Source organism: Mucilaginibacter sp. P4_D1 (assembly GCF_056401935.1).
The window spans coordinates 24,020-47,751 of sequence record NZ_JBFUIJ010000031.1; the positions used below are offsets into that span (position 1 = coordinate 24,020).

General features: G+C 42.3%; 26 protein-coding genes. 13 read left to right on the forward strand and 13 right to left on the reverse strand.

The features are described 5' to 3' along the window. Positions 1-128 precede the first annotated feature (128 nt). Positions 129-539 carry a DoxX family protein gene (locus tag AC1DV1_RS21870; protein ID WP_477363400.1) on the reverse strand — a complete coding sequence of 137 codons (411 nt, stop codon included), beginning with the start codon at positions 537-539 and terminating at the stop codon, positions 129-131. A 132-nt stretch (positions 540-671) separates the two neighbouring features. On the opposite strand from AC1DV1_RS21870, the gene AC1DV1_RS21875 reads away from it, so the two are divergent. Then, complete coding sequence (locus tag AC1DV1_RS21875) at positions 672-1,649, forward strand: GlxA family transcriptional regulator (RefSeq protein ID WP_477363402.1); 978 nt, start codon at positions 672-674, stop codon at positions 1,647-1,649. A gap of 139 nt (positions 1,650-1,788) precedes the next feature. Here the strand turns inward: AC1DV1_RS21875 and AC1DV1_RS21880 are convergent, their stop codons facing one another. The 3 genes from AC1DV1_RS21880 to AC1DV1_RS21890 form a co-directional block, all read right to left on the reverse strand. Continuing rightward, on the reverse strand, positions 1,789-3,246 hold the full coding sequence (locus tag AC1DV1_RS21880; RefSeq protein ID WP_477363405.1) for an SIR2 family protein: 1,458 nt from the start codon (positions 3,244-3,246) through the stop codon (positions 1,789-1,791). A 207-nt stretch (positions 3,247-3,453) separates the two neighbouring features. Further along, positions 3,454-4,350: a slipin family protein gene (locus AC1DV1_RS21885; RefSeq protein ID WP_477363408.1), complete on the reverse strand. Its 897-nt coding sequence runs from the start codon at positions 4,348-4,350 to the stop codon at positions 3,454-3,456. A 1-nt stretch (position 4,351) separates the two neighbouring features. Beyond that, a complete protein-coding gene (locus AC1DV1_RS21890) occupies positions 4,352-4,717 on the reverse strand; it encodes a GntR family transcriptional regulator (protein ID WP_090643767.1) in 366 nt (121 codons plus the stop codon). 282 nt (positions 4,718-4,999) lie between these two features. Here AC1DV1_RS21890 and AC1DV1_RS21895 point away from each other — a divergent pair, with 282 nt between their 5' ends. From AC1DV1_RS21895 to AC1DV1_RS21920, 6 genes are all read left to right on the forward strand, one after another. After that, complete coding sequence (locus AC1DV1_RS21895; RefSeq protein ID WP_477363411.1) at positions 5,000-5,146, forward strand: hypothetical protein; 147 nt, start codon at positions 5,000-5,002, stop codon at positions 5,144-5,146. A 46-nt stretch (positions 5,147-5,192) separates the two neighbouring features. Continuing rightward, positions 5,193-5,654, forward strand: a complete 462-nt coding sequence (locus AC1DV1_RS21900) for a RidA family protein (protein WP_477363415.1) — start codon at positions 5,193-5,195, stop codon at positions 5,652-5,654. A 10-nt stretch (positions 5,655-5,664) separates the two neighbouring features. Next, the gene (locus AC1DV1_RS21905) at positions 5,665-6,870 is read left to right on the forward strand and encodes an aminotransferase class V-fold PLP-dependent enzyme (RefSeq protein WP_477363418.1); all 1,206 of its coding nucleotides are present in this window, start codon (positions 5,665-5,667) and stop codon (positions 6,868-6,870) included. Between the two features lie 82 nt (positions 6,871-6,952). Continuing rightward, positions 6,953-8,245, forward strand: a complete 1,293-nt coding sequence (locus AC1DV1_RS21910; RefSeq protein ID WP_477363421.1) for an amidohydrolase/deacetylase family metallohydrolase — start codon at positions 6,953-6,955, stop codon at positions 8,243-8,245. A 28-nt stretch (positions 8,246-8,273) separates the two neighbouring features. Further along, positions 8,274-9,203 carry an RraA family protein gene (locus tag AC1DV1_RS21915; protein WP_477363424.1) on the forward strand — a complete coding sequence of 310 codons (930 nt, stop codon included), beginning with the start codon at positions 8,274-8,276 and terminating at the stop codon, positions 9,201-9,203. A gap of 141 nt (positions 9,204-9,344) precedes the next feature. Beyond that, positions 9,345-10,439, forward strand: coding sequence for a bile acid:sodium symporter family protein (locus AC1DV1_RS21920; protein ID WP_477363427.1), 1,095 nt, complete (start codon positions 9,345-9,347; stop codon positions 10,437-10,439). Between the two features lie 139 nt (positions 10,440-10,578). On the opposite strand, the gene AC1DV1_RS21925 is transcribed toward AC1DV1_RS21920, so the two are convergent. The 6 genes from AC1DV1_RS21925 to AC1DV1_RS21950 form a co-directional block, all read right to left on the reverse strand. Further along, entirely contained in the window at positions 10,579-11,838 is a 1,260-nt protein-coding gene (locus AC1DV1_RS21925) for a glycosyltransferase (RefSeq protein ID WP_477363430.1), read from the reverse strand. Between the two features lie 386 nt (positions 11,839-12,224). Continuing rightward, positions 12,225-13,247, reverse strand: a complete 1,023-nt coding sequence (locus AC1DV1_RS21930) for a DUF4407 domain-containing protein (RefSeq protein WP_477363433.1) — start codon at positions 13,245-13,247, stop codon at positions 12,225-12,227. A gap of 21 nt (positions 13,248-13,268) precedes the next feature. Continuing rightward, complete coding sequence (locus AC1DV1_RS21935) at positions 13,269-13,688, reverse strand: hypothetical protein (RefSeq protein ID WP_477363437.1); 420 nt, start codon at positions 13,686-13,688, stop codon at positions 13,269-13,271. A 150-nt stretch (positions 13,689-13,838) separates the two neighbouring features. Further along, positions 13,839-14,804, reverse strand: a complete 966-nt coding sequence (locus AC1DV1_RS21940; RefSeq protein WP_477363441.1) for an STING domain-containing protein — start codon at positions 14,802-14,804, stop codon at positions 13,839-13,841. Positions 14,805-14,852: 48 nt separating this feature from the next. Beyond that, positions 14,853-15,209 carry a hypothetical protein gene (locus AC1DV1_RS21945; RefSeq protein WP_477363444.1) on the reverse strand — a complete coding sequence of 119 codons (357 nt, stop codon included), beginning with the start codon at positions 15,207-15,209 and terminating at the stop codon, positions 14,853-14,855. A gap of 102 nt (positions 15,210-15,311) precedes the next feature. Further along, positions 15,312-16,304: a caspase family protein gene (locus AC1DV1_RS21950; RefSeq protein ID WP_477363447.1), complete on the reverse strand. Its 993-nt coding sequence runs from the start codon at positions 16,302-16,304 to the stop codon at positions 15,312-15,314. 227 nt (positions 16,305-16,531) lie between these two features. Between AC1DV1_RS21950 and AC1DV1_RS21955 the strand changes: the two genes are divergently transcribed. The 6 genes from AC1DV1_RS21955 to AC1DV1_RS21980 all read left to right on the forward strand — a co-directional run bounded on the left by AC1DV1_RS21955 (position 16,532) and on the right by AC1DV1_RS21980 (position 21,532). Beyond that, positions 16,532-16,981, forward strand: coding sequence for a hypothetical protein (locus AC1DV1_RS21955; protein WP_477363450.1), 450 nt, complete (start codon positions 16,532-16,534; stop codon positions 16,979-16,981). Between the two features lie 174 nt (positions 16,982-17,155). Further along, the gene (locus AC1DV1_RS21960) at positions 17,156-17,707 is read left to right on the forward strand and encodes a hypothetical protein (protein WP_477363453.1); all 552 of its coding nucleotides are present in this window, start codon (positions 17,156-17,158) and stop codon (positions 17,705-17,707) included. A 107-nt stretch (positions 17,708-17,814) separates the two neighbouring features. Then, on the forward strand, positions 17,815-18,477 hold the full coding sequence (locus AC1DV1_RS21965; RefSeq protein WP_477363456.1) for a sensor histidine kinase: 663 nt from the start codon (positions 17,815-17,817) through the stop codon (positions 18,475-18,477). Positions 18,478-18,502: 25 nt separating this feature from the next. Then, complete coding sequence (locus AC1DV1_RS21970; protein ID WP_477363461.1) at positions 18,503-19,183, forward strand: response regulator; 681 nt, start codon at positions 18,503-18,505, stop codon at positions 19,181-19,183. Between the two features lie 151 nt (positions 19,184-19,334). Next, positions 19,335-20,099 (forward strand): type I methionyl aminopeptidase, encoded by a 765-nt coding sequence (gene map, locus AC1DV1_RS21975; RefSeq protein ID WP_477363464.1) that lies wholly within the window; start codon positions 19,335-19,337, stop codon positions 20,097-20,099. Positions 20,100-20,236: 137 nt separating this feature from the next. After that, the gene (locus AC1DV1_RS21980; protein WP_477363468.1) at positions 20,237-21,532 is read left to right on the forward strand and encodes an NRAMP family divalent metal transporter; all 1,296 of its coding nucleotides are present in this window, start codon (positions 20,237-20,239) and stop codon (positions 21,530-21,532) included. A gap of 16 nt (positions 21,533-21,548) precedes the next feature. Here AC1DV1_RS21980 and AC1DV1_RS21985 read toward each other — a convergent pair whose 3' ends face one another. From AC1DV1_RS21985 to AC1DV1_RS21995, 3 genes are read right to left on the reverse strand one after another with little or no spacing between them, the layout of a single operon-like run. After that, positions 21,549-22,202, reverse strand: coding sequence for a response regulator (locus AC1DV1_RS21985; RefSeq protein ID WP_477363471.1), 654 nt, complete (start codon positions 22,200-22,202; stop codon positions 21,549-21,551). 58 nt (positions 22,203-22,260) lie between these two features. Then, on the reverse strand, positions 22,261-23,070 hold the full coding sequence (locus AC1DV1_RS21990; RefSeq protein ID WP_477363474.1) for a sensor histidine kinase: 810 nt from the start codon (positions 23,068-23,070) through the stop codon (positions 22,261-22,263). Further along, positions 23,054-23,719 carry a hypothetical protein gene (locus AC1DV1_RS21995; protein WP_477363477.1) on the reverse strand — a complete coding sequence of 222 codons (666 nt, stop codon included), beginning with the start codon at positions 23,717-23,719 and terminating at the stop codon, positions 23,054-23,056. The genes AC1DV1_RS21990 and AC1DV1_RS21995 overlap by 17 nt, the downstream gene beginning before the upstream one ends. Positions 23,720-23,732 lie beyond the last annotated feature (13 nt).

Sequence of the window (23,732 nt, forward strand, 5' to 3'; positions counted from 1 at the left end):
TATGATTAGGGGAACCGCTTTTTGATTTTTTCTCGCCAGGACGCTACGTCGCAAAGCAACTCCTTATTTTTCTTTGCGTCATTTTCTTTGCGTCTTTGCCCGAATTATTTTAAAACCGGTTCCCCGATTTACCACTTACCGCCAAAGTTGAACAGGCTTTTTACTTTTCCATCGCGCAGGTAAAGGCTTAGCCATACCAGTATGGCAAAAACTATAGGGAAATAGGCGGGCTGGCCAACCCTGATCATGATAGCTACTGCGCCACCCAGGTAGCCGGTAATTAAAATAGCGCCCAAAACAGCAGTACGCGGAATGATGTAGATGACGGTGCAAACCAGGAGTATAGCTCCTATTACCTGTACCATATTTTCGCCGTAGCCCAAAAAAATGGTACCTTTTACCGAGTGGCTTTCTTTTATGATTTTGGCGATAGCATCAAACAGCAGGAATAAAATGCAGATAACGCTGATGATACGCCCGGTTAACAATGATGATTTTGAAGGCGCGGCTGCCGTAGTTGGTGATACTGTGGTTTCCATAATGATATTTTTTTGTTGGTGATTTTGTTAATTCAAAGGTAGTGTGGCGTAAACAAATAAGTACTGCACGTATTTGACATCTGCAGGGTGTAAATGCGACTTTTATTTTTTGATTGCTTAGATTTGATCAACATGAAACACATTTCGATACTGGTGCCCTATGAGGCCGTCCCGTCTGCAATCGTCGATCCGCGGTATATGTTCACCGCTATTAATCAATTTTTGGTTAGCGCCGGTAAACAGCCCGCGTTTGAGGTTCAATTAGTGGGCCTAACCGCCCAGGTACCGCTCAACAACGGCGCTTTCGCGGTTAATACGGATGTGCTGATAAGCGACCTTAAAAAAACCGACCTGGTGGTTATCCCGGCGCTATCGGGCGATATGAAGGCCATGGTTGAGCTGAACAAGGATTTTGTGCCCTGGATTATCAACCAATATAAAAATGGCGCCGAGGTGGCTTCTCTTTGTCTTGGTGCTTTCCTGCTGGCATCTACCGGGTTGCTTAACGGAAAATCATGCTCTACCCATTGGATGTCGGGCAACGAGTTCAGGGCCATGTTCCCGGAAGTGGCCATGACCGATGGTACCATCATTACCGAAATTGACGGCCTTTACTCAAGCGGCGGCGCCAGCTCTTACTGGAACCTGTTGCTGCACATTATTGAAAAATATACCGGCAGGGAACTGGCCATTATGGCGGCTAAGTTTTTCGCTATCGAGATCGACCGGAAAAGCCAGTCGCCATTTGTCATGTTTAACGGGCAAAAAAAGCATGAGGACGAACCCATTAAGCTTGCACAGGAATTTATTGAGCATAATTACACCGGGAAACTTTCTGTAGATGGCCTGGCCGACCAGTTTGCCATCGGCCGCCGCCATTTTGAACGCCGTTTTAAAAAAGCCACCAACAACACCCCATCCGAATACATTCAGCGGGTGAAGGTAGAAGCGGCTAAAAAGCAGCTGGAAAACTCATCAAAAAATGTAAACGAGATAATGTACCAGGTGGGTTATAATGATGTTAAGGCTTTCAGGGCGGTGTTTAAAAAGTTCACCGGTTTGTCGCCCGCCGATTATAAGCACAAATACAACAGGCAGGCGGCTGCGTAAAAAACACCCCTCCGGTCGGGAACACCAACAAGGGCGTAGTAAAGTGTAAGGCAACACTTTTAAATATGGTTCGGTTTCCTCGGCCAAGATGCTCTTTTTTACAAACTCCGTTTCAACCTGTTTTAATGATTGCGTTGAATTATTGAAGTAACCCTATTACAGCCATTACCGTATCAATCAGCTGTAAACTGGTAGCAGTCTCGTCATTTAGCTTTTGTAACAAAGTAAGCAGTTCCGGGGTATCATAACCATATGTCGTTGGATCGGCATTTACGATATCCCATATTATTTTTGCAGCATTCCCGGTTGCACCAATAGGTATGGGCACCGACCTGTTTTTATCATGTTCCCATGCCGCATCAAATTCTATCATCATGCCAGGAGATTCGGTCAATACACCATCAATATATTTATTGCCGAATATGAATATACTAATACCCGATTGCGCGGTGAGCTCCTCCCGGTGCTTTTGCTTCAATTCTTTAATATCTACTCCATCCGGTGCAAACCGGGGAAAGGGAACCATAGCAATTACCTCATCAAGGTGCTGGTATTTGGTGGTATACAGGTATGTGAGCGCCCCATTTATTACCGTATCTCCTATACCCAAGCCGAAACCAGATATAATTTTGTAATTACTTGCTGCAATTTTATACGATAAATCGAATACGAATCTGTCTGTCCTGTCTTTTCCCCAAGTTCCATAGTTGGCCACAGCACCGGAAATAAAAATCTTTTTCCGTTTAAGTTTTTTATTTAGCAGGGTAAGCGTGTCTGTAATTTCGGCATAATCATCAATTAACAACGCTTTTATTGAATATCTTGTAAGGTCCCTCACCTTGTAGTTTAATTTTAAACAGTCATATGCCCAGGCCTTTTCGCCTTCTATCTCCCCAAGCTTTTTTTTATAATCTGAAAGTTGCGGTTGTTTAAAAAAACAATAATGATCACGTTGGTTATTCCCGAGTAAAATCCTGATCCTGCTCAATATATAACTCAGGTTAGGATCTTCAAAGCTAAAACCTATAAATAAAAATGTTTTCGAAACTAAATCGCCCTGCAATGCTGTAGTAAAAAGCTGCCTCGTTACGTTGTAGTCCTCATAATGTCCTTTGGTAAGTACGGCTTTATCAGGCAGGCTCTTGTCGCCATGCATTTTATATACAATAGCGTCCCTTTTCGGCAACGTTATAGCCAAATTTTCGGGCGTAAGCTTTACGTCGGCCGATTTATTGGCATCGCCTAAAGCCCGTTCTATTAAATCATCATAATTTGTTGTCCAATAATAGCCTATTGGCAATTTCGCCAACAATTTCAGATTTGGCGTAAGCGCCACACCCTTGCTAAACGCATTTACAATTGTTTGATTAATAGCCCCCTGCCCGCCTGCCTGGTTCACATAATATTGAGCTATTGAAATAAGATCATCCTCCTTATCTATATCAAGCTCCAGTTCTTCGGCTATCTTTCTCAGTAATTCCTTCCAATTTACAAAGCCGGCGGGTACCGATAGCCCTGCACCGGCAAATATAGCTGCATTATTTTCACTAATAGCGTTGAGGTATTTTTCTACAAATATTTTTACAGCCTGTTTCATATATAAAGTTTAGATAGTTAAAGATACAATTTGGTTAATGAGTTATTGATAGAATTGAAAAAAATACAAAACCTTAGTTGCTGGCCCCAAATCTATGCGCCCGCATACAACTCACAATACCGCATGTAAAGCACAAAACCCCAAACTCCCCCCAGCCTGCATTAGTAATAGCTATGGAATTAACTGAACATTGAGTTTTATGAAAGTTTACACGTCCTGCTTAGGTTCGTTTGATTTTGCTAAGGAGATCAATCCGCCCATAGCGCCCAGGTTCATGGAATCCAATGCCGAGCTTGGCACTATCACCATCGATCCTTTTTCTTTCAGGCCCTCAAATAACATGTTCATCCCCCTTAGGTGTAAGGCCACCGGGTTATTGATATATTGTTCACTTGCCACCGCAAATTTTTCGGCAATTTCCACTTCGGCAGTGCCCAGTATTACCCTTGCCCTGCGTTCTCTTTCGGCCTGGGCTTCCTTGCTCATGGCATCGGCTAATAGCTGAGGGATAACAATATCTTTGATGCCCACATTCTGGCAGGTTATGCCCCAGGGGTTGGTATGCTCATCCAGTATTCTTTGCAGTAAATCCGTCACCTTATCGCGCTCCTGCAACAGCTCGGCCAATTCATGTTTTCCTATTACATCTCTTAATCCTGTTTGCGCTATGTAGGCAATAGCCACCTCGTAGTCCTGCACTTCAAGCGCGGCCTTTTCAACGTCCCATACAGTCCAGTACACTACGGCATCAACATTTACGGGCACGGTATCTTTGGTAAGCGTTTGCTCGGCTTTAAACTCGGTAACCCTAACCCGCTGATCAATATAATTATCTATTTTGTCAACCAGTGGAATGGTGAAAAATAAGCCCGGGCCACGTAGCCCGGTATATTTACCCATGCGTAAAACAATAGCTTTTTCCCACTGATCGGCTATATGCACCGAGTTGGCCAAAAACAACGAAGCTATCAGCAACAGCCCCAGGGTTAAAGCGTTAATGCATTCCAAATAATACAAACCAATAGCGCCCGCTGTTAATACAACAAATATCACGGCTGCAATTGGGTTAACGCCCAACTTGGTATTCTTTTTACTACTTATCATATTATTGTTTTTTAAGTTGATTAATAATGTCGTCTGTCGAAAAACCATAGCTGAATGCAATGGACGAAAATTCGTTACAGATCTCTTTTAATTTGGCGCTTCGCTCCTTTTCAGTTATCTGGATCCTTATTTCGCTTATAAATGTGCCTGTACCCTGCTGCGTTTCTAAAATATCCTGAATTTCCAGCTCTTTGTAAGCTTTGGCAACCGTATTCAGGTTTACCTTTAAATCCACAGCCAACGAACGCACAGTGGGTAATTGTTCGCCTGTTTTCAGGTTTCCCGCAGCTATGCCAAACGTGATCTGGTCAATTATCTGCCGGTAAAACGGGGTACCCGTTTTAGGGTCTAATTTAAATTTAATCATGTTAAAATACTATTGTACTATACATATAGTACAAACATACAACAAGTTTCTTATTTTCAAAATATTAATTCAATATCTCCAAAGCCCTTCTGTTTAACTAAAAACCGGGCAGCGCGTAAATATTTCAATCTTTCGGAGGGATAAACTACCGGTAGTCATGTGTAATAGGAAATATATAATCAGATACAAGCCAGGCAATCGCCACTCCCCTTGATGATTGTCAGGTTTTATCTGATAGCAGGCGTTGTATATCCGGATTTGTACATAAAATTTATTGTTTGCATGAATAATACTAAAGGCACAGGGAAGGCTTCGGCTGCTGCTTCGCGTTATTTTGGCTCGCGTTTATTGAAGCTTACCGGTGCGGCGGCTTTGTTTTTATTTATGGGATTTGGCTGGATGGTGGCAACCACAAATAAATCGCGCTAACAATAACTAAAACAACATACACCCCATTACACAAAATAAAAATAACATGGAAAAAAGAAGATCTGTTTTAAAAAGGATACTGGCCTCGGCAGTGGGCATATCCGTATTCGGATTAAGCAAAGACGCAATAGCCGCGCCTGCCGATGAAAAGGTAGCTAACAATGTAACATCGTTTCAGGATGTGCCCTTGTTTTCCGGCTCGACCAAACTGGGCAACATGGTTTTTATAGCCGGAAAAGGCGCCCACGTTGAGCCCTTCGAGATTAAAGCCCATACCGAAATTGTACTTAAAGAGCTGGAAAAAGAACTCATAAAAGCCGGCTCATCGATGGAAAAAGTACTCAAAGTAACCGTGTTTCTGAATGATATTGCCGACTACCAGGGCATGAACGAGGTTTACAAAGGCCGCTTTGGCAAAAATCCGCCGGTACGTACCACCGTTGCGGTAGCTAAGGGTGGTGTGCCGGGCAACTCGCTTGTTGAGATGGATTGTATCGCTTACATATAATAATCAAAAAATGAAACGCAGAGACATACTCAAGGGCCTTACCCTATTACCCCTAACCGGCAGCCTGGTTAGCAAGGCAGCCGTTAGGCTCCCCTCCTCCCCGGCAAAAAAGCCGGTGCGCGATCTGTTTAAAGAGCTTGGTGTTACACCGGTGATAAACGCATCCGTAACCATGACTTTTTTATCCGGTTCGCTGATGTTGCCGGAAGTGTTGGAGGCCATCAATTCAACATCGCACGATTTTGCCAACATGTACGAGTTACAGGATAAAGTTGGGGCGAAAATTGCCGAAATGCTGCATGTAGAGTCGGCCATGGTTACATCGGGAGCGGCATGTGCCATATTACTGGGTACTGCGGCTGCCATAACCGGTACCGATCATGAAAAAATAAAGCTGTTGCCTAACCTGCCAGGGCCGCGGCCCGAGGTAATTATGCAAAAAACGCACAGGTACCTGTTTGACCAGGCCGTAACCACCACCGGCGCCAAAATTATTGAGGTTGAAGGCCCGGACGAAATGGAGAAAGCTGTTAATGATAAAACGGTAATGGCCCTGTTTTTTAACGCCGCCGAAAAAAGCAGTATTACGCACGCCGATTTTGTGGCTATCGCCAAACGGCACAACATACCAACCTTTTTGGATGCCGCGGCAGATGTGCCGCCGGTTGAAAACCTGTTTAAGTTTCAGAAAATCGGTTTCGACCTCGTGACCTTTTCGGGTGGCAAAATGATACGCGGGCCGCAGAGCGCAGGCTTGCTTTTCGGCCGTAAAGACCTTATTACAGCCGCCCGCCTTAACCACAGCCCTAATGAGGCGCCCATTGGCCGGCCTATGAAAGTAAACAAAGAAGAAATGTTTGCCATGTACGCCGCGCTGAAGGCCTACCTTGAACGGGACCATAAAAAAGAGTGGGAAGACTGGATGCAGCGCACCAAATATATCGGCACACAACTGGAAACCCTGCACAGTGTTAAAACCGAAACAGTAGTTGACCCCGGCCCGGCTAATGCCTACCCAAGCCTTAATGTTACCTGGGACAACAGCAAAATTAAAATTACGCCCGAGCAGGTAGTAATCGCCTTAAAAAATGGCACGCCAAGTATAGTAGCCAATGGCCAAGGCAATCGCCTTACTATCGGCGTGGTGCTTTTGCGGCCAGACCAGGTTGATATTGTAGCTGCAAAAGTAAAGTCCATTTTGCAGCAAGCCATCTGATAAAATTATCCGCTCAACCTACATCGGCCTGTCAAAAATTAAACCTGCAATACTTTATTATGATTTAAATACTTAACCCAAAATGCAAAAAACCTACTTCTTATTATTGGTGCTGTTAAGCGTATTAAGCACGGCGGTAATGGCGCAGTCGTATGATATTGTGATTAAGGATGGCCACGTGATTGATCCTAAAAATGATATCGACGCCGTAATGGATATTGCTATTATCAACAATAAAATAGCGCTGGTATCCAAAAATATCGACGCCAAACAGGCGGCAGATGTAATTGAGGCCAAGGGCATGTATGTAGTGCCCGGATTAATTGACATCCATACCCATAATTTTGGCGGTACCCAGCCCGATCATCAATACGAAAACGGGAACCTGGGCCTGGCACCCGATGGATTTACTTTCAGGAATGGTGTAACTACGGTTGTTGATGCAGGCAGCTCGGGTTGGCGAACATTTCCGACCTTTAAAACGCAAACTATTGATAATTCCAGGACAAGGGTGCTGGCGTTTTTAAACATTGTTGGCGAAGGCATGCGCGGCGATTACGAACAAGACCTGAATGATATGGATCCGCGGATGACTGCCTTGGTTGCCCGGAGATATAAAGATATCATTGTAGGCATCAAACTGGCCCATTACGAAGGTCATGATTGGACACCTACCGACCGTGCGGTAGAGGCCGGTACAGCGGCAAGAGGAATACCCGTGATGATTGATTTTGGCGGCAGCATCCCGCCACTACCCATTGAAGAATTATTTTTGAAACACCTTAGGCCAGGCGACATTTTCACCCATTGCTTCGGCCAGTTTAATGACCGCGAACCTATTGTTGACCCGGCGACTAAAAAAGTAAAACCTTTTGTATACGAAGCCCGGAAACGGGGGATTGCTTTTGACGTGGGCTACGGCAATATCAGCTTTGCTTATTCGCAGGCGCTGCCAGCCGCCAAAGAGGGATTTTTCCCAAATTCCATCAGCACCGATTTACATGTGGGCAGTATGAATGATGCCATGAAGGATATGCTTACCTGCATGACCAAATTTTTAGCTATGGGTATGCCACTGCACGATGTGATACAGGCATGTACATCAAACCCTGCGAAAGAGATAAAACACGAGGAGTTGGGAAATTTATCGGTAGGCTCGGGCGCCGATGTAGCTATTTTAAGTATTGTTGATGGCAAATTCGGGTTGTTTGATTATACAGGTTACAAGGTGGAGGCCAGCAAAAAATTGGTGTGCGAACTCACCATCAGGGCGGGTAAAATAGTTTATGACCTTAACGGGATAGCATCCCCCATATACCAGCCAAAAATTAATACCAAAAATCCGCAAACCGTATTAATAACCGAAAATCATTAATTAATATTATCCTGTTTTAATAAAAGTTATGAGATACTGTAAACTTTTAATCCTGGGGCTTTTTGTCGGCATAGGCTGTTACAGCAACGCCCGGGCGCAAACCATTTCAAAAGACGAACTGGTGTTTTACACATCGGAGTGGAAAGGCGGGCGCTTTGCCGATGGCCGGCCCAAAATTCCGGATGATATTATAGAAAGAGCAAAAAAAATAGGTATTGAGGAAGCCTGGACGGTATTAAAAAACGAAGGTTATAATAACCAGTTTGAAGGTGGGTGGAAACTGGTTAACGATACCTTGCCAGTTGTTGGCCGGGCCGTAACAGCCATGTTTATGCCAAGCCGCCCCGATATAGAAAAAAACATAAAAGACCGGGGCAATAAACAGGGGCGAAAAGGCAATACCAATGCCTGGCCGATAGAAACCTTAACCAAAGGCGATGTGTATGTTGCCGATGGCTTTGGCAAAGTTAAAGGGGGCACGCTTATTGGCGATAACCTGGGCAACTCCATTTTCAGCAAATCGGGTAACGGTGTTATTTTTGATGGTTCGGCGCGCGACTTGCAGGGCCTTAAAGAAATACATGGCTTTAATGCTTTTGTACGCGACTTTGATCCATCGTACCTTGAAGAAATGGTATTAATGGGGCTTAACACGCCCATACGCATAGGCCGCGCTGTAGTGCTGCCCGGAGATTTGGTTATCTCCGAAAAAGAAGGCGTGCTTTTTATTCCGGCGCATTTGGCCGAAAAAGTGGTGGCTACTGCCGAATTCATTGCCCTGCGCGACGAGTTTGGACATGCCATGCTTAAATCGGGCAGGTTTGCCACCGGCGAAATTGACAGCCAATGGACCAGCCAGGTGAAAGATGCATTTATGAAATGGCTTGATCAAAATCCCGGAAAAATGAAAATGACCAAGGCGCAATTAGATGCCTTTATGGAAAAACGTACCTGGTAACCAAATTATAACCTAATGCCAAGTTAGCAGTACTAAGTCTTAAGTCAAAAGTTAGATTTAATCTTTTTAACTTAGAGCTTAAGCCATTCGAGTAAAGACTATCAATCGTTACTCGATTAACATAACACTAAATTTAAACAGTTGAAAAATATCGTTATCTATAAACTCATTGCGGGTACTGCCGTGCTTTGTGCGCTTGCTGCAACCTGGCAAATTTACCGGGATGGCATTGCGCATGCCGGCCCGTTTATTATCGCATTCTTTATCATGCTATCTATAGCATGCCGCGGATGGGAGCTGTTAAAGGGACTCACCTTTACGCTTATTATTTTCGCGGCAGTTACTGCGGCATTATACTACCCACAATATTTTGTTGAAGTAAAAGGCTTTAAGCTGTCGGGGCTTATTACGCCGCTGCTGCAACTCATTATGTTCGGGATGGGCACCTCTATGGGTATTAAAGATTTTGCCGGTGTTATTAAAATGCCCAAGGGCGTATTCATAGGTGTTGGCAGCCATTTTTTGATAATGCCGCTGCTGGGCTTCACGCTGGCCAAATTAAGCGGCTTTCCGCCAGAGATTGCCGCAGGCTTAATCCTCGTGGGGTGTTCGCCAAACGGTACGGCCTCCAATGTTATCTCGTACCTGGCAAAGGCCAACCTGGCGTTGTCTGTTACCATAACCGCAGTATCTACCATGCTGGCGCCGTTTTTTACGCCACTGCTTATGAAACTGCTTGGCGGCGCGTTTATTAAAATAGATACGCTTGGCATGATGTGGGATATTACAAAAATTGTTGTTTTACCTATCGCAGCCGGTATTCTTTTTAATAAATACCTGCTTAAACGGGCCGCATGGCTGGAAACGCTGATGCCATTGATATCAATGTTTGGCATCGCGTTTATTATCGTAATTATTACTGCCGCCGGCCGAAACAGTTTATTAAATATTGGCGCTATGCTGGTATTGCTGGTGCTTATTCACAATTTATTGGGTTATACCCTGGGCTATTGGGCGGGCCGGTTATTTAAAATGCCCGAACGCGATTGTCGTACCATGGCCATAGAAGTAGGCATGCAAAATGCCGGCCTTGCTTCCGGGCTGGCAAAAGCTATGGGGAAAATCGCGACGGTAGGCCTGGCCCCCGCGGTATTTGGCCCGCTGATGAACGTCACCGGATCATTACTGGCCAACTACTGGCATCGCAAACCGCTGGAGAAGGATAGTATCAAGTAACAAGTATCAAGATTTTTTGTGGGCGGAATCAATTGGGAGGGGATGCCGGAATAATTTGGCATCCCACACTTAATTCTAGCGCAGCAAAGTGCATCATCGTACAAACTGCCAATTATTATTTACAGGCTGTCGGGGGCTTTTAAATAAAATATTGTTCTATAGCGTTTACGGTAGCCTTTAAACCGTCTTCTTTTTTAATTTCTTCGGCAATAGCATCTATATTTTTAATTACTTCCGGGCGTTTAACAAGTTCTACGGCGTTTAACAGTTTTTTAGTAGTGAGTTGCTTAAAAGGTATATGTATCCCCAACTGCTTTTTCTCGATGATATTTCCCCACCAGGGTTGGTCGCCAAAAACAGAAACTATAATTAACGGCAGCTTTGCTTTTAATGCAGCAGCAACCGTTCCGGCCCCGCCATGAATAACCGCACATTTGCATTGAGGAAAAAGCCATTCATGATTAATATAGCTTACTTCGAATAAGTTGGCATGAGCTTTAAGATTTGACACAACCGACCATCCTTTGCAAAAGATGACCCTTAAGCCGGTAATGGCAATAATTTCATTTAAAATATCACCTAACAACTCGGGGTTAGGAACCGGCATGCTTCCAAAACTTATATAAATTGGTTTTTCGCCGGCATTTAACCAATTTATTAATTCGTCGCGGTTTTTTTCGGTATCCTGCTTTTCCCTGATTGCTTTTGGTACAAAAAGAAACCCGATTACAAGGCTGTTGGTGTTCCAATCTGAAGGCCGGGCAATTAACCGGGGACTGAAACCGTGGATGTTTAAGATATTGTCTTTAACTACCTTATCAAGAGGGGATGTTTCGCAAGGCTTTAAGCCCAGGCTCTGCCGAAATACATTCAGGTCCTTTTTATTAAATCTCCAGAAAAAATGCCGCACAAGGTGATGCGTAAACTGGTTATAATAAGGAAAATCAAATAAAGCAAACCCGGCAAACGGAAATGCTTTGGTAGGAACCGAAGGAGGATTAAGCTGTACAATTCCCCACTTTTTTTTAAATTTTTCTGCAACTGCCTGCACCCAAATAATAGATAATACATTCGAAATTAAAACATCGGCCTGCTCGCAGCCTTTTAAAACATCCCGGCTCACCCCGGCCTGAATTTCGCGCCCGCCCTTTTGCATATACCGCATTAGCGAAAACGTATTTCCTGATTTAAGCACCTTTAATGCCTGGGGCGTATATAGCAGTTTTTCGGCATCACCATAAAGCGGATGAAATTTAATTCCATAACTTTCAACAAGTTCCCTGAAATTTTGAGGGGCAAGCAGCGTAACCTGGTGCTCTTTTTCCATTAACCCCAATGATAGGGCTATATAAGGCAGCACATCTCCCCTTGTTCCGTAGGTAATTAACGCGTAATGCATTTGTTTAGGTTCACTATTTGCTGCAAATTAAAACTATTTTCCGGATGTTTAATTCAAAGCTCATTCTTGTACCCCTGCATGTGTCATCATTATAGCTATGCAAAAGTTTTTTTAATTCCTTACATGCAGAGCCGGTTCTGCAGCAACGGGTGGCCTGCTACTGCAAGGTTTGCCCTTCGCTGTCGCAAACTCCAGCCTTTTGTGTCCGCTGCTAGTACGCACCATGCCCTTAGGATGGATCATTGTTGCAATGGTTAACCCATATCTCTATCGCTTAATTTAAAAGCACAAAATCGCGAATGAAACTCATATCGGATTTACAAATCCGTTACCTGGTCAAGGCGTGAGCGGCAACGGGAGATCAAATACTACTTATTTAACATATTTTAATTATCCTTATAACCATCAGAATTTTTCTTCCGGATAGCAATTCGTTCCTGCTCCAATCTCCGTCGCTCTTCCAAGTCTTCGGCATGCTTTGCTTGTTGATATAAAACCAATAATTCGTAATCATTTTTATCTTTTGACGATTTTGTTAGCAGAACAAATAGCTCAACTCCTAAAAAAAACAACAAAAAGAAAAGCCAAACAATCATGGGCATTTTTGAACTGGACTCTTCAAAAATGAAATTAAATAACAAGTCTATTTCATTCAAAAAACCTTTTTTGTCGGGCTTCATTTTTTTAATTAGGTCGAGGTTTTTAGCTTCAAGAGAGCCGTCTATAGCATTAATTTCATCATGGTTTTTTTGGATGTCGTCATGAATGCTTTTCTTTTGGTTTTGCAGCTGATCAAACTGTGGGTTAGCTCCGTAAACTTGTTGTTCAACCKTTTTTTTACTGGTATCCGTTGTTTTTGTTTTGCCGGTTACTATAACCGGACTTGTACGTTTAATTTTGAGATCGACAGCAGAATCCTGTTTTTTCAACGCCAGGTTATTGTCAAGTATCAGTTTCTTTTTATTGGTTGCTTCTGTTTTAAAATCATCAAATTGATTTTTCAGCGATTGATTGATACTTGCATAAGTGGCCTTTAAATTTTCGATATCCTGTTTAAAAACAATCTGATCGGTAATAACAGACCCAATGGCGGCCATTAAAATGGCGATAAATATCCTGAAAAAAGCAAGCCTCCAATTGGGCTTAAAAGCAAGTATAATCTGCCTTTCAATTTGTATAATTAAAACCATCATTATAATGGCCCCGATAACCCCACCAACAATGCCTAAACCAATATATCTTGTACAAAATGAGTAGCCTATAAATGCCCAGATGCAGGAAATTATTATTAAAGCCGAGGTATATTTAGCTACAGCTGCCCTGCTATTGGCACTGCACTCATTCAGCAAATTAATTTCATAGCCGGTTAAAAAGCAGCCAAATCTGCTCCACAAGTTTTTGTTTTCCATAATATCTGATTTTAGCTGGTTCTAAACTTTTTCTGTGTAGTTGTGCAACCCATTGTTAAAGCCTATTTCGTAACTTTTCAAAACACGTTTCAACTTTTTGAGGATAGATTCTTCATTTTCCAGGAGATCTTTTAGAATAGCAACCATATTAACATAGGCACTCCTTTTAGTGCTATATGGCGTAGCTGTATTAACCATTCCGTCTTCCGTGTACATTTTAATTATACCGTCAAATTCCAATACTTTCTCTTCTAATTTGGGCAGCCAATTATCTATAATACTTTCAAGACCGGCAATAATCATCATTTTGTTATTGTCCCTGTTCAATAAATCGGGATTGCTTGCCGCATCTTCAATGCCTTTTATTTCTAACGATTGTGCGCAATAATCTTGAATTTCTTTTTGAACAATTTCAAGCAGCGTGGGGTTATAGTTTTCCATTTTAATGATTTTTTGTTTTTAATGTGTGTTAATTAAAGTCCGGATTGTAGCTCCGGAAATCCAACCTCTTCTGCGACATAGTTCCGTTGCTTTTAACCCATCCTGCTTTTTCGAGTTTCCGGCACAAAAAATTATCGGATTATAAAACAGTTAAATACTTACAATTTCTATATTCACTATGCCTGTTGTAATAGCATGGGTACTTATCAGGTACTCCAGGGTTCTTTTAAAGTTCCTGATCTCGCGGTATTCAAGAATACTCTCCTTTCCCGTTTTGCCTATGTGCTCCTTGGCCGAGTATATTTCAATCGCCTTATACAGGGCATTTAACGTGAAAGGTATATCCACCAGGTGAAAATTGCCATGCACCGCTTTTGAGGTATCGATAGAAAAATCATAATCCCTGATATCTTCAGAAGTAAGCTTCATCTTTTGCCAGTTATCCCGCAGCCTTTTGGCTTTTACTTTATTAAACATGTTGTCGCTTAAATCATGGGGCAGCAGTATGGTAAATTCGATGGTGTTGATATTAAAATCTACGCCGCTTTGCAGCGTAAATACCTTGTGCTGCTGTTTATCTGTCAGCAAACGTTCGGTTGTTCGATGTACAAAATTGCTGAAGTAGCCGTATGCCAACGCGGTTGAGGGCAAAAAACCAATATCAAAGGTTTTTTCTTTATTAATAATGTGGGCTTTTATGCGGCTTATGCTATGCGCTACCGCCGTCTCAAAATCAGGTGATGACTTGTTGGGTATCAAAGACAATGAGATACCGTACAAGTCGGTTGGGATCCGGGTGCCTTGCTCCATGATAAAGAATACTTTAGACCGGCCCAACCCGCCGGCAAATAATCCAAATTCAAAAAGAACATTATCCCGCGTCGCTTTTGCCGCTTTTTTGCGTGAAATTATCACGTCTTCTCCCTGGGCAATCATTATGGCGTAGTCATAATAAGCTATATGTGTAACCAGGTTTTCATAATTGCTTTTACCCAAATCAAAATCATGAATCCACTCTTTACAATCGGCTATATCAGCCAATCCCGCCTTTACAAGCACGGCAGTTTCGCTTGCTTCCACAGCGTAGCCAATAAATACACTTGGTTTAAAATCCATTTTTATGATATTTTAGTTTTTCGGATAAACAAGCTGTCTTACAAATGATTAATTATCCAGTTTATCATAATGGGATATAATTACCTCTCCTAATCCCTTAATTACCCCTCCCGCAACAGGAGCTTTCACAATCCAGCCAGCAAACGGAACAAAATTTAATGCCTCAAGGGCAACTATTTTAGCTCCAACGCTTGCAAGCCCGATAACCCCCGCAACCGCTATTCCCTCAGACATGCTGTAATCGTCGCCCCGGTATATTTTGCCAATCATATAGCACATATGGCCTTCAATTGCAATCAATGCAGCCGAAGTAGTTCCGGGAAATACTGCTGCCGCAACAGCGGCAGCCCCAGCTATTGCATAACCATTCACCCATATTTGGGCTTTCTCTTTTTTTGAACGCATAACTTTAAAGGTTAACAGATGTTTATAATTAGTATCGGGTAGCAAATTGCAGTTTAACAGCATTTCGTACATGCTCAGATATTCAGTATAGTTTTCGATATCTTAAATCTTCCCCTCCTTCACCAATCGCCAGTAATGATAACCCAGCGGAGTAAGCCTGCAGGTTTTATGCTCCATAGCCGCGAAATACATATGTGGCGAATCCACAGGTGTTACCAAACCGGCGCTTTGTAGCTTCTGCAGGGCCTTAAATTTTTTTACATTTTCTTCATCCGCATACGGCGGTGTTTTTAGTTGCACCCAACTTTCGGTATTGGTATACTCATAAGATGGATTTAGCTGGTGCTCCTGGTTAAATGCCGGGAAATATTCGATGAGTTTTTGTAAAACTTCGTCCGGTACCTGCGGCTTAACTTTTCGTAAAGAAATAAAACGGAGAATGTTGGTTTTAAAAACAGGGCGTTGCCCGGTTTCGCCCAAAGCCTGGTCAATATAGGCATATATACTTCCCGGGGTAATATATCCGCCAATATCTGCCGCACCACCCGCCAGCGCCTGGATAAGTAAATTGGTAAAAACGCCGTGCCCGCCGGCTTCCATAGCAGTTTCATTTTTACGGCTGGCGGCTAAAATGGTAACTCCTTGTTTAATGCAAATATTTATCCCGGTAGCTGCATCGCCTTCGGCAAGGGCGCCAGCAAAGCAGCAATCAAGTATAATTACACGGTTCATGGCTTCAGAGGCGTTAGCCAGCTGTATAATTTCGTCCATCTTAATACCCTCGTCAAACTCACGGGCACCGGGTGTAACCAGGAAACCCCCCATGTTATTGACATAGCCATGCCCGCTAAAATATAACAACGATAAATAACGGCTGCCACGAAAAAGATCGGTAATTAAACTTAACAGGTATGCCCTTGATGACGTAGACGGGGGGGTGGCTGCGGCTACATTTACCTGCAAATCAACCTCCATATTTATCGAACCGTCTGCGTTCCTGCGCATTAAATTTGCAATTTCGACGGCGTCGTTAACGCAGCCGTGCAGGGGGTTGCCTAAATAGTTGTCAATTCCGATAACAAGTGCCTTGCTCATTGTGATGATGTGGTTTTGTTTTACAAAGTTGCACCAAGTAATACTTGGTAAAAACCTGATTATGAGTAGAAAATACCGGGGAAAATTCCTGAATCCGTTTTGACGCTACCGGAAAAACCCTGTATTGTAAACTGCTTTTTCCTGAATCTGCTTAAGCGGATATTTAGCATTATTGATTTGCTGTAGCTTGGCAAAAACTTTATTAATTAATCAAAAACCCAGCAATTATGGAAGCTAACAAACCCTTACCTTTTTTCTTTATCAGCCAGGAACTGGCAGACCAAAGAACTTCGGCTTTTTTAAACGAAAAAAACAACCTGTTAAGTAATGCTATTGGCAAACCGGATACCCGGAGCATATGGTACTCCCGCGATCATATAGCCGGATTATTGGAAGAAATTGACATTGCCGGCGGCGATGGGCTGCGCATCTTTTTAGGCATGTACGAAGCTACCCACCCCAATTTTGCCCACCAACTTTGCCTTATCATGAACCCGACGCGCGCTATCCAGGCGGGCGAATTTACTATCCATGAGAATGTAATACTGGAAAATGAGCCGGAATTTTCTACAAGATCGGCCATGGCCCGGGGAGGTGAATTGCCGTTGGGCGAAAACTTATTTAACCCGCAAAAGGGGTTCAACTTGGGCAGTCCCTGCCCGCCAATTTGCGATTAATAGTTATTTTTTATAAATTATAATAATGTATATTGGTATGTGCAAAAGTTGCTTAGTTATAATTATATATACCTTATCCCTTTAACCTTAAGTGTAGTTGCCAGCCTGAGAAGTTTCAGGTTGGCATGGCTTAAACCATACCGGTATTTCGCATTATTTCTGATAACAAGCATTATGATTGAAATACTTGCCATAAGCTGGAAATGGGGGCTTCATCAAACTATTTTTTGGAATTTCCCAAAATCAAATTTATGGATCTATAATATTTTTTTAACTGTCCAGCTATTATTCTACACCGGGTTTTACTACAGGCTTATTACCAGCGCCAAAATCAAAAAAGCAATTCGTTATGCAATTTTACCACTTGCCGGTTTCGGCGTTTTTAATTTCTTTTTTATTCAAAGCCCCGGCATACTAAATAGCTACAGCATAATTCCTTACTATTTTACCTTTGTGATTTTCGCGCTTGTCTTTTTTCACCAGGTGCTACATGATAAGCAAATCATCGTACTTCACTCGCATCCGGCAATCTGGATTTCGCTGGGCACATTCATTTATTATTCTGCTTCTCTTCCTTTCTGTATTTTTCTCCCCTACCTCGTCAGCCATAATCCGGCGCTGGCATTTTCTTTATTTAAAATCAATATGGCGTTTGATACGCTCATGTATTCATTTTACCTAATATCATTCCTATGCAAACCTCAATTTCTGAAATCAGCTTACTAACTATAGGTATTTCTACGCTGTTGCTATTTGTTTTTAGCACAGTGGTTATATATTATATTTTCCTTTCTCAAAAAAAAAGGTATCGGCATCAACATGAAATGCAGGAAATGAAAGATTCATTTAATCAAACCCTGATGCAATCCAAGCTGGAAATTCAGGAAGAAACGCTTGACCATATTGCCAAAGAATTACATGCAAATTTTAGCCAGCTTGTATCGCTGATTAACATAAACCTTGCAGCTATACTACCGCAAAGCTCCGATGATATGAAAGAGGGAATAATGGAAACAAAATCTTTAGCCAAGCAATTACTAATTGAACTAAAGGCACTTAGCGCAAGCCTTAATACAGATCATATAATGCATATTGGTTTCCCTGCGGCCATAAATAACGCACTCAACAGGATAGCCAAGACAAAAAAGTTCAATGTAGTTTTTACAAAAACAGGCGAAGAGTACAGGATTCGCCCCGAACATGAAATCATCCTGTTCCGCCTTTGCCAGGAAGTTTTAAATAACATAGTCAGTTACTCAAAAGCTACAACAATAACTACACAGCTTGATTACCAGCCCGAAACATTTAACTTAAAAATTGCCGATAATGGCATTGGTTTTAATATTGATGAAGTACTTAAGGACAGGCCCGAGAAAGAAAGTACCGGCTTATTAAATATAACCAAAAGAGCAAAGCTTATTAATGCTTCTGTTGAAATTAGCAGCGGCCCTGGCGATGGCAGCATGGTTGCAATTAACATACCCCATTATATTTAAACCTATTACCATAAACCTTTTTCAGATGTTGTATGACAAAAAAATCAAGTTAGCAATTGTAGACGATCACAACCTGTTTCGTAAAGGCATTATCAAATTGATAACTCTTGCCGACAAGGGCAACAAATATGAAATTTTGTTTGAGGCCGAAAGCGGCGAGGATCTGAAATCTAAAATAAATATTGCCGAATTACCCGACATCATATTGATGGACATTGACATGCCGGACATGAATGGTTACGAAGCGGTTGAGTGGTTAAACAAATGTTACCCGGATATACCCGTTTTAATAATTTCAATGTTTGAAAAGGAAGAAGGGGTGCTGAGGATGCTACGCCTTGGGATAAAAGGCTATTTATCAAAAGATATTGAAGTAGAGGATATAAACAGAGCCCTTGAAGCTGTTGTAAATAAAGGGTATTTTTATTCGGGTTTTGTATCAGACATTATTACCAAACAATTACACGATAAAAATTCCAATGCAGGTAATACCTCCAAAATAGACAAAACAGCGTTTACAGAAACCGAATTAAAACTTATTAAACTTGCCTGTACAGAGCTTACCTACCTCCAGATAGCCGATAAAATGAATATCAGCCCCAAAACAGTTGATGGTTACCGCGATAATCTTTTCCGCAAATTAGGGGTAAAAAGTCGGGTAGGTTTAGCCATGTATGCTGTTCAGCATGGCATTGTAAACAAATAATTCGGGCCACAAAATTTCAGGGAGATCTCTTGGGAACAACTTCAATGGCGGCATGAAATAGATAGATCAATGCTATTCCTTGCCACCTGCCGATCACAAAACGCCCCTTACCTACCGTAAAACCCCTATATTTGAGCAAAAAAAGAATACCATGTCAATCACATCTGAGGAAGAATTATTTGGAATGAAACAGGTGAGCAATGCTGTTGCCGAAACGTTAAAACAGATGCGTGAGCATGCCGTGCCGGGTATGTCGACCAAAGAGCTGGACGAGTTTGGGGGTAATATCCTGAATCAAATGGGTGCTAAGTCGGCACCAAAGCTAACCTATGGTTTTCCGGGTTGGACCTGCATCAGTGTGAACAACGAGGTGGCGCATGGTATTCCAACCGAGGCCAGGATTTTGAATGAGGGCGACCTGGTCAATATCGATGTGTCTGCCGAGCTAAACGGTTTCTGGGCCGATAATGGCGGCTCATTTATACTTGGCCGCGATTTAAACCGGCTGCAACCCCTGGTTGACGTTTCCAAACAAATTTTAAAAAAGGCTATCAGTGAGATTAGAGGTGGTGTAAAAATTGCGGATATAGGCAAGCTGATTGAAATGCAGGCCAAACAAGTTGGTTATAAAGTGATCAAGAACCTTGCAGGGCACGGTGTAGGGCGAAGCTTACATGAAGAACCTCATGATATACTGAACTGTTATGATAAGTATAACACCGCCCGTTTCAAAAAAAATTCGATTGTAGCCATTGAAACTTTTATTGCTACGCACTCCAGCTATGCAGATCAGCAGGAAGATGGCTGGACTTTGATAGGGAACCGCGGCGGGTATGTTGCCCAGCATGAGCACACCATTATGGTAACTAACGGTATGCCTATCATTCTTACCGCAGCAAACGATATTTGGGCGTAATCGGGTTCCATTCAGCATGCGGGGTAAAGTTCGCGACTAAACCGTCGGTTATTCGATGGTTAAGCTATTTAGCATGAAAGAAATTTAATCTTTATATCGTACCTTATTGCTCTTATTCATTTCAACGTCTACCAGGTATGTCTGTCAACCCCAAACCCAAGTTTCGTAAACGAAAAATTCTGAAATGGCTAAGCCTGCTTGGGCCGGGTTTAACTACCGGCGCGGCAGACGACGATCCGTCGGGCATAGCAACTTATTCGCAAACGGGTGCTCAATTTGGTTATGGCCAATTGTGGACGGCCCTTTATATGCTGCCCTTTATGACCGCCGTTCAGGAGGCCTGTGCACGTATTGGGCTGGTTACCGGCAAAGGCATAGCTGCTGTTGTGAAGGAACATTACAGTCGTAAGGTATTATACGCAGTTGTGGGCCTGGTAGTGGTGGCCAATACTATTAATATCGGTGCCGATATTGGCGCCATGGCCGCAGCTGCTCAATTGCTGATACCTATTCCGTTTATCATCTTAACCCTGTTGTTTACTACGGGCATTTTACTGCTGGAAATTTTTACCACTTATAAGCTGTATTCCAGGATATTGAAATGGCTGGCCCTTACACTGCTGGCCTATCCTATAACGGTGTTTATTGTTCATCAGCCCTGGGCAACAGTGTTGCGGGCAAGCCTGGTGCCGCATTTTGAGTTTAGCTTTGCCTTTTTGTTTATCATTACCGGGGTATTCGGAACCACCATTACACCTTACATGTTTTTTTGGGAAGCCTCGCAGGAGGTTGAGGAAGAACAAGCCAAAGGGCTGGTACGCAACGGCAAACCCAGGATTGGCTGGCCGCACATTCATGCCATGCGTAAAGATAATACCTTCGGTATGATCGTTTCGGAGTTTACCACCTGGTGCATTTTGCTGGTGGCGGCTACGGTTTTACACAACAGCGGGGTAACAGATATTAAAAATGCAGCCGACGCGGCAAAAGCGCTGGAACCTTTGGTACACTCGTTTCCGCATGCGGGCTTCCTGGCCAAGCTTATTTTTTCTATAGGTATCATTGGGCTTGGCTTATTGGCTGTACCGGTGTTATCAGGTTCGGCCGCTTACGCTGTAGCCGAGGCTTTTGACTGGAGTGCCAGCCTGAACCTGAAATTCCGCAAAGCTTATGGCTTTTATGGCGTTATTACCGTTGCTACGCTGGTGGGGCTGGCTATAAATTTTGTGGGGATAGATCCGGTGAAGGCCCTGGTATATACCGCGGTTATAAATGGCGTGGCAGCTGTTCCTTTACTGTTCCTCATCGTAAACATCGCCGCCAGCGAACAAATTATGGGTGTGTACAAAAGCGGCTGGTTATCTAAAACCCTGTTATGGTCAACATTTGTGATTATGGGCGCCGCGGCAGTAGCGTTATTTTTTACATTATAGTTCAGGATAAGTGCATCTATATTATCCCGTTTTTTACCGCGAACATTACCAGACCGGCGGTATTGCGAACGCCTACCTTTTCAATCAGCCTTATCCTGATGCCCTCTATTGAGCGTGGGCTAAGGAAAAGTTGCTTACCCATTTCGTTGGCTGTTTTTTCTTCACATATCAGTTTTAAAACCTCCTGCTCACGTTCGGTAAATTCAATGTTTTGATTAAATGATGGCTTCAGGTTACCCTTTATTACTAATTTTTTCAGGAGGGCCTTGCTCACTATGTCGTTAAAATAATAACCATTTTCATGCACGGCATAAATTGCCTTACCAATCTCGTCCGAGTCGGCATTTTTTAATAAATACCCGTTTGCCCCAATCTCCATTAAATGGATAATAAATTTATCATCATCATACATGGTTACCACCAAAATTTTAACCGATCCAAATCTTTTTTTTACCAGTTTGGTAGCTTCTATACCATCCATTACCGGCATTTTTAAATCCATGATAATAACATCCGGCAGCTCTTTTTCCATCCCTTCAATCAGTTCCTGGCCATTGCTGGCTTCCATAATCACTTCAAAATCATTGTGCTGGGCCAGGCCAACTTTTAAACCGTCTCTGAATATAGTATAGTCGTCGGCTATCGCTATTTTTATTTTATTGGGCTTCATAGCTTGTATTCATTAAAATAATGTATCGGGTAAAATATTTGCCAATGTTGTTATTGCTTCAGGAATTTACGTTGTCTTTCACATATATGTCAATGCAATACCCCGCGGCTATCTGCGAAAATGAGAGGTGGCCCTTTATCAAAATTATGCGGCTTTGTATGTTCTTTAAACCAAGTCCGTTTTTTTTAAAGCGTAACTCCTCATACTGTTTTTGGGTAAGCCCATTACCATCATGAAAAATGGTTAAGCTTAATGCATGATCTTCATAAACTGAACTGATATGCAGCGTTTTGGCGTCGGCGTATTTGATGATGTTATTTACAAGCTCCTGAAATATCCTGTAAATACTGATATCATTTTCTGTTGTTGGGGCGGTATATGAGTCGGCCAGCGCAGTTGTAACCTGTATTATATTGCTGTTATGGATTATCTTTTCGGCAAAGTGCTGGATTGCGGTATTCAGGCCCAATTCTTTCAATATCCCCGAGTGAAGGTTATGCGAGATATCCCTTACCTGTTTAATGGCTTCGTCAAGTAACTCTTTAGCTTTTTCATAAAGCTCGTTGTTTTTTTCGTCAAAAACGTTAATTTTTATCCCCTGGAAATGCAGTTTTGATGAGGATAATATAGCGCCAACCTCGTCATGTAAATCCTCCGCAATGCGGTGCCGTACGGCTTCCTCGCTGCGCACCGCGGCTTCAATTAACTGGTTTTGCTGATTTTCGCGTAAATTTTGAATGTTTTTTTGGTACTGAAATTTCTTTCGCTGAAAAAATATAAAAATCAATAAAACACTCGCAAACAGAAAAAGCATCACTGCTATCCCCATAAACAAAAAAAGCTTTATTTCTTTATAATTCTGACTCATAAAAGGCTTTGGCTATAAAAACACAGAAGATGATAAAGGTGATATTATGGATATTCCATAAGCTTACCGCAAAATTTTGCAAATGCACCGTGAGCTTGTTATATAACAGAAATATGAAAAAATTTACAGCAACATAAATCCCCAGGCCGGTAACAATCCATAAATCGGGCTGTTTTTTGCTTATTTCTTCGTCGTCGCTTATCCTGAATAAATAATATTGAATACAATAAAACAACAGCAGTGCCGCCTCAACCGATAACAACAGGCTACTAAAATGCCAATAGTCAAAAAAATGCTGATAAATACTAAAATTTATAATTACAAACACTGCAAAAACAAGTTGAATAACCTTTTTTGTGGTGGTAAGAAACGGTTGCTTAAGCCGGATAAAATAGGAACTGAACAACACAAACCTTACTATGGAATGGATATTATACAAATAATTATTCGACTGAAATTGAACAGGCAGCTTCGTTCTGAATTTCCAGGTCAGGTCGATAGCAATATTTAGTATCAGCGCTATCCAAACATATATCACTACGGGCCTATTAAAGGCCGGTTGTTTTTTGCGGATGTAAAGAAAAGTCAAAGGTATGAGCAATGCCCAAACCTCCGACCAATCGAGAATGTTTTTAAGAATATTTTGCACAGCCTTTATGTGT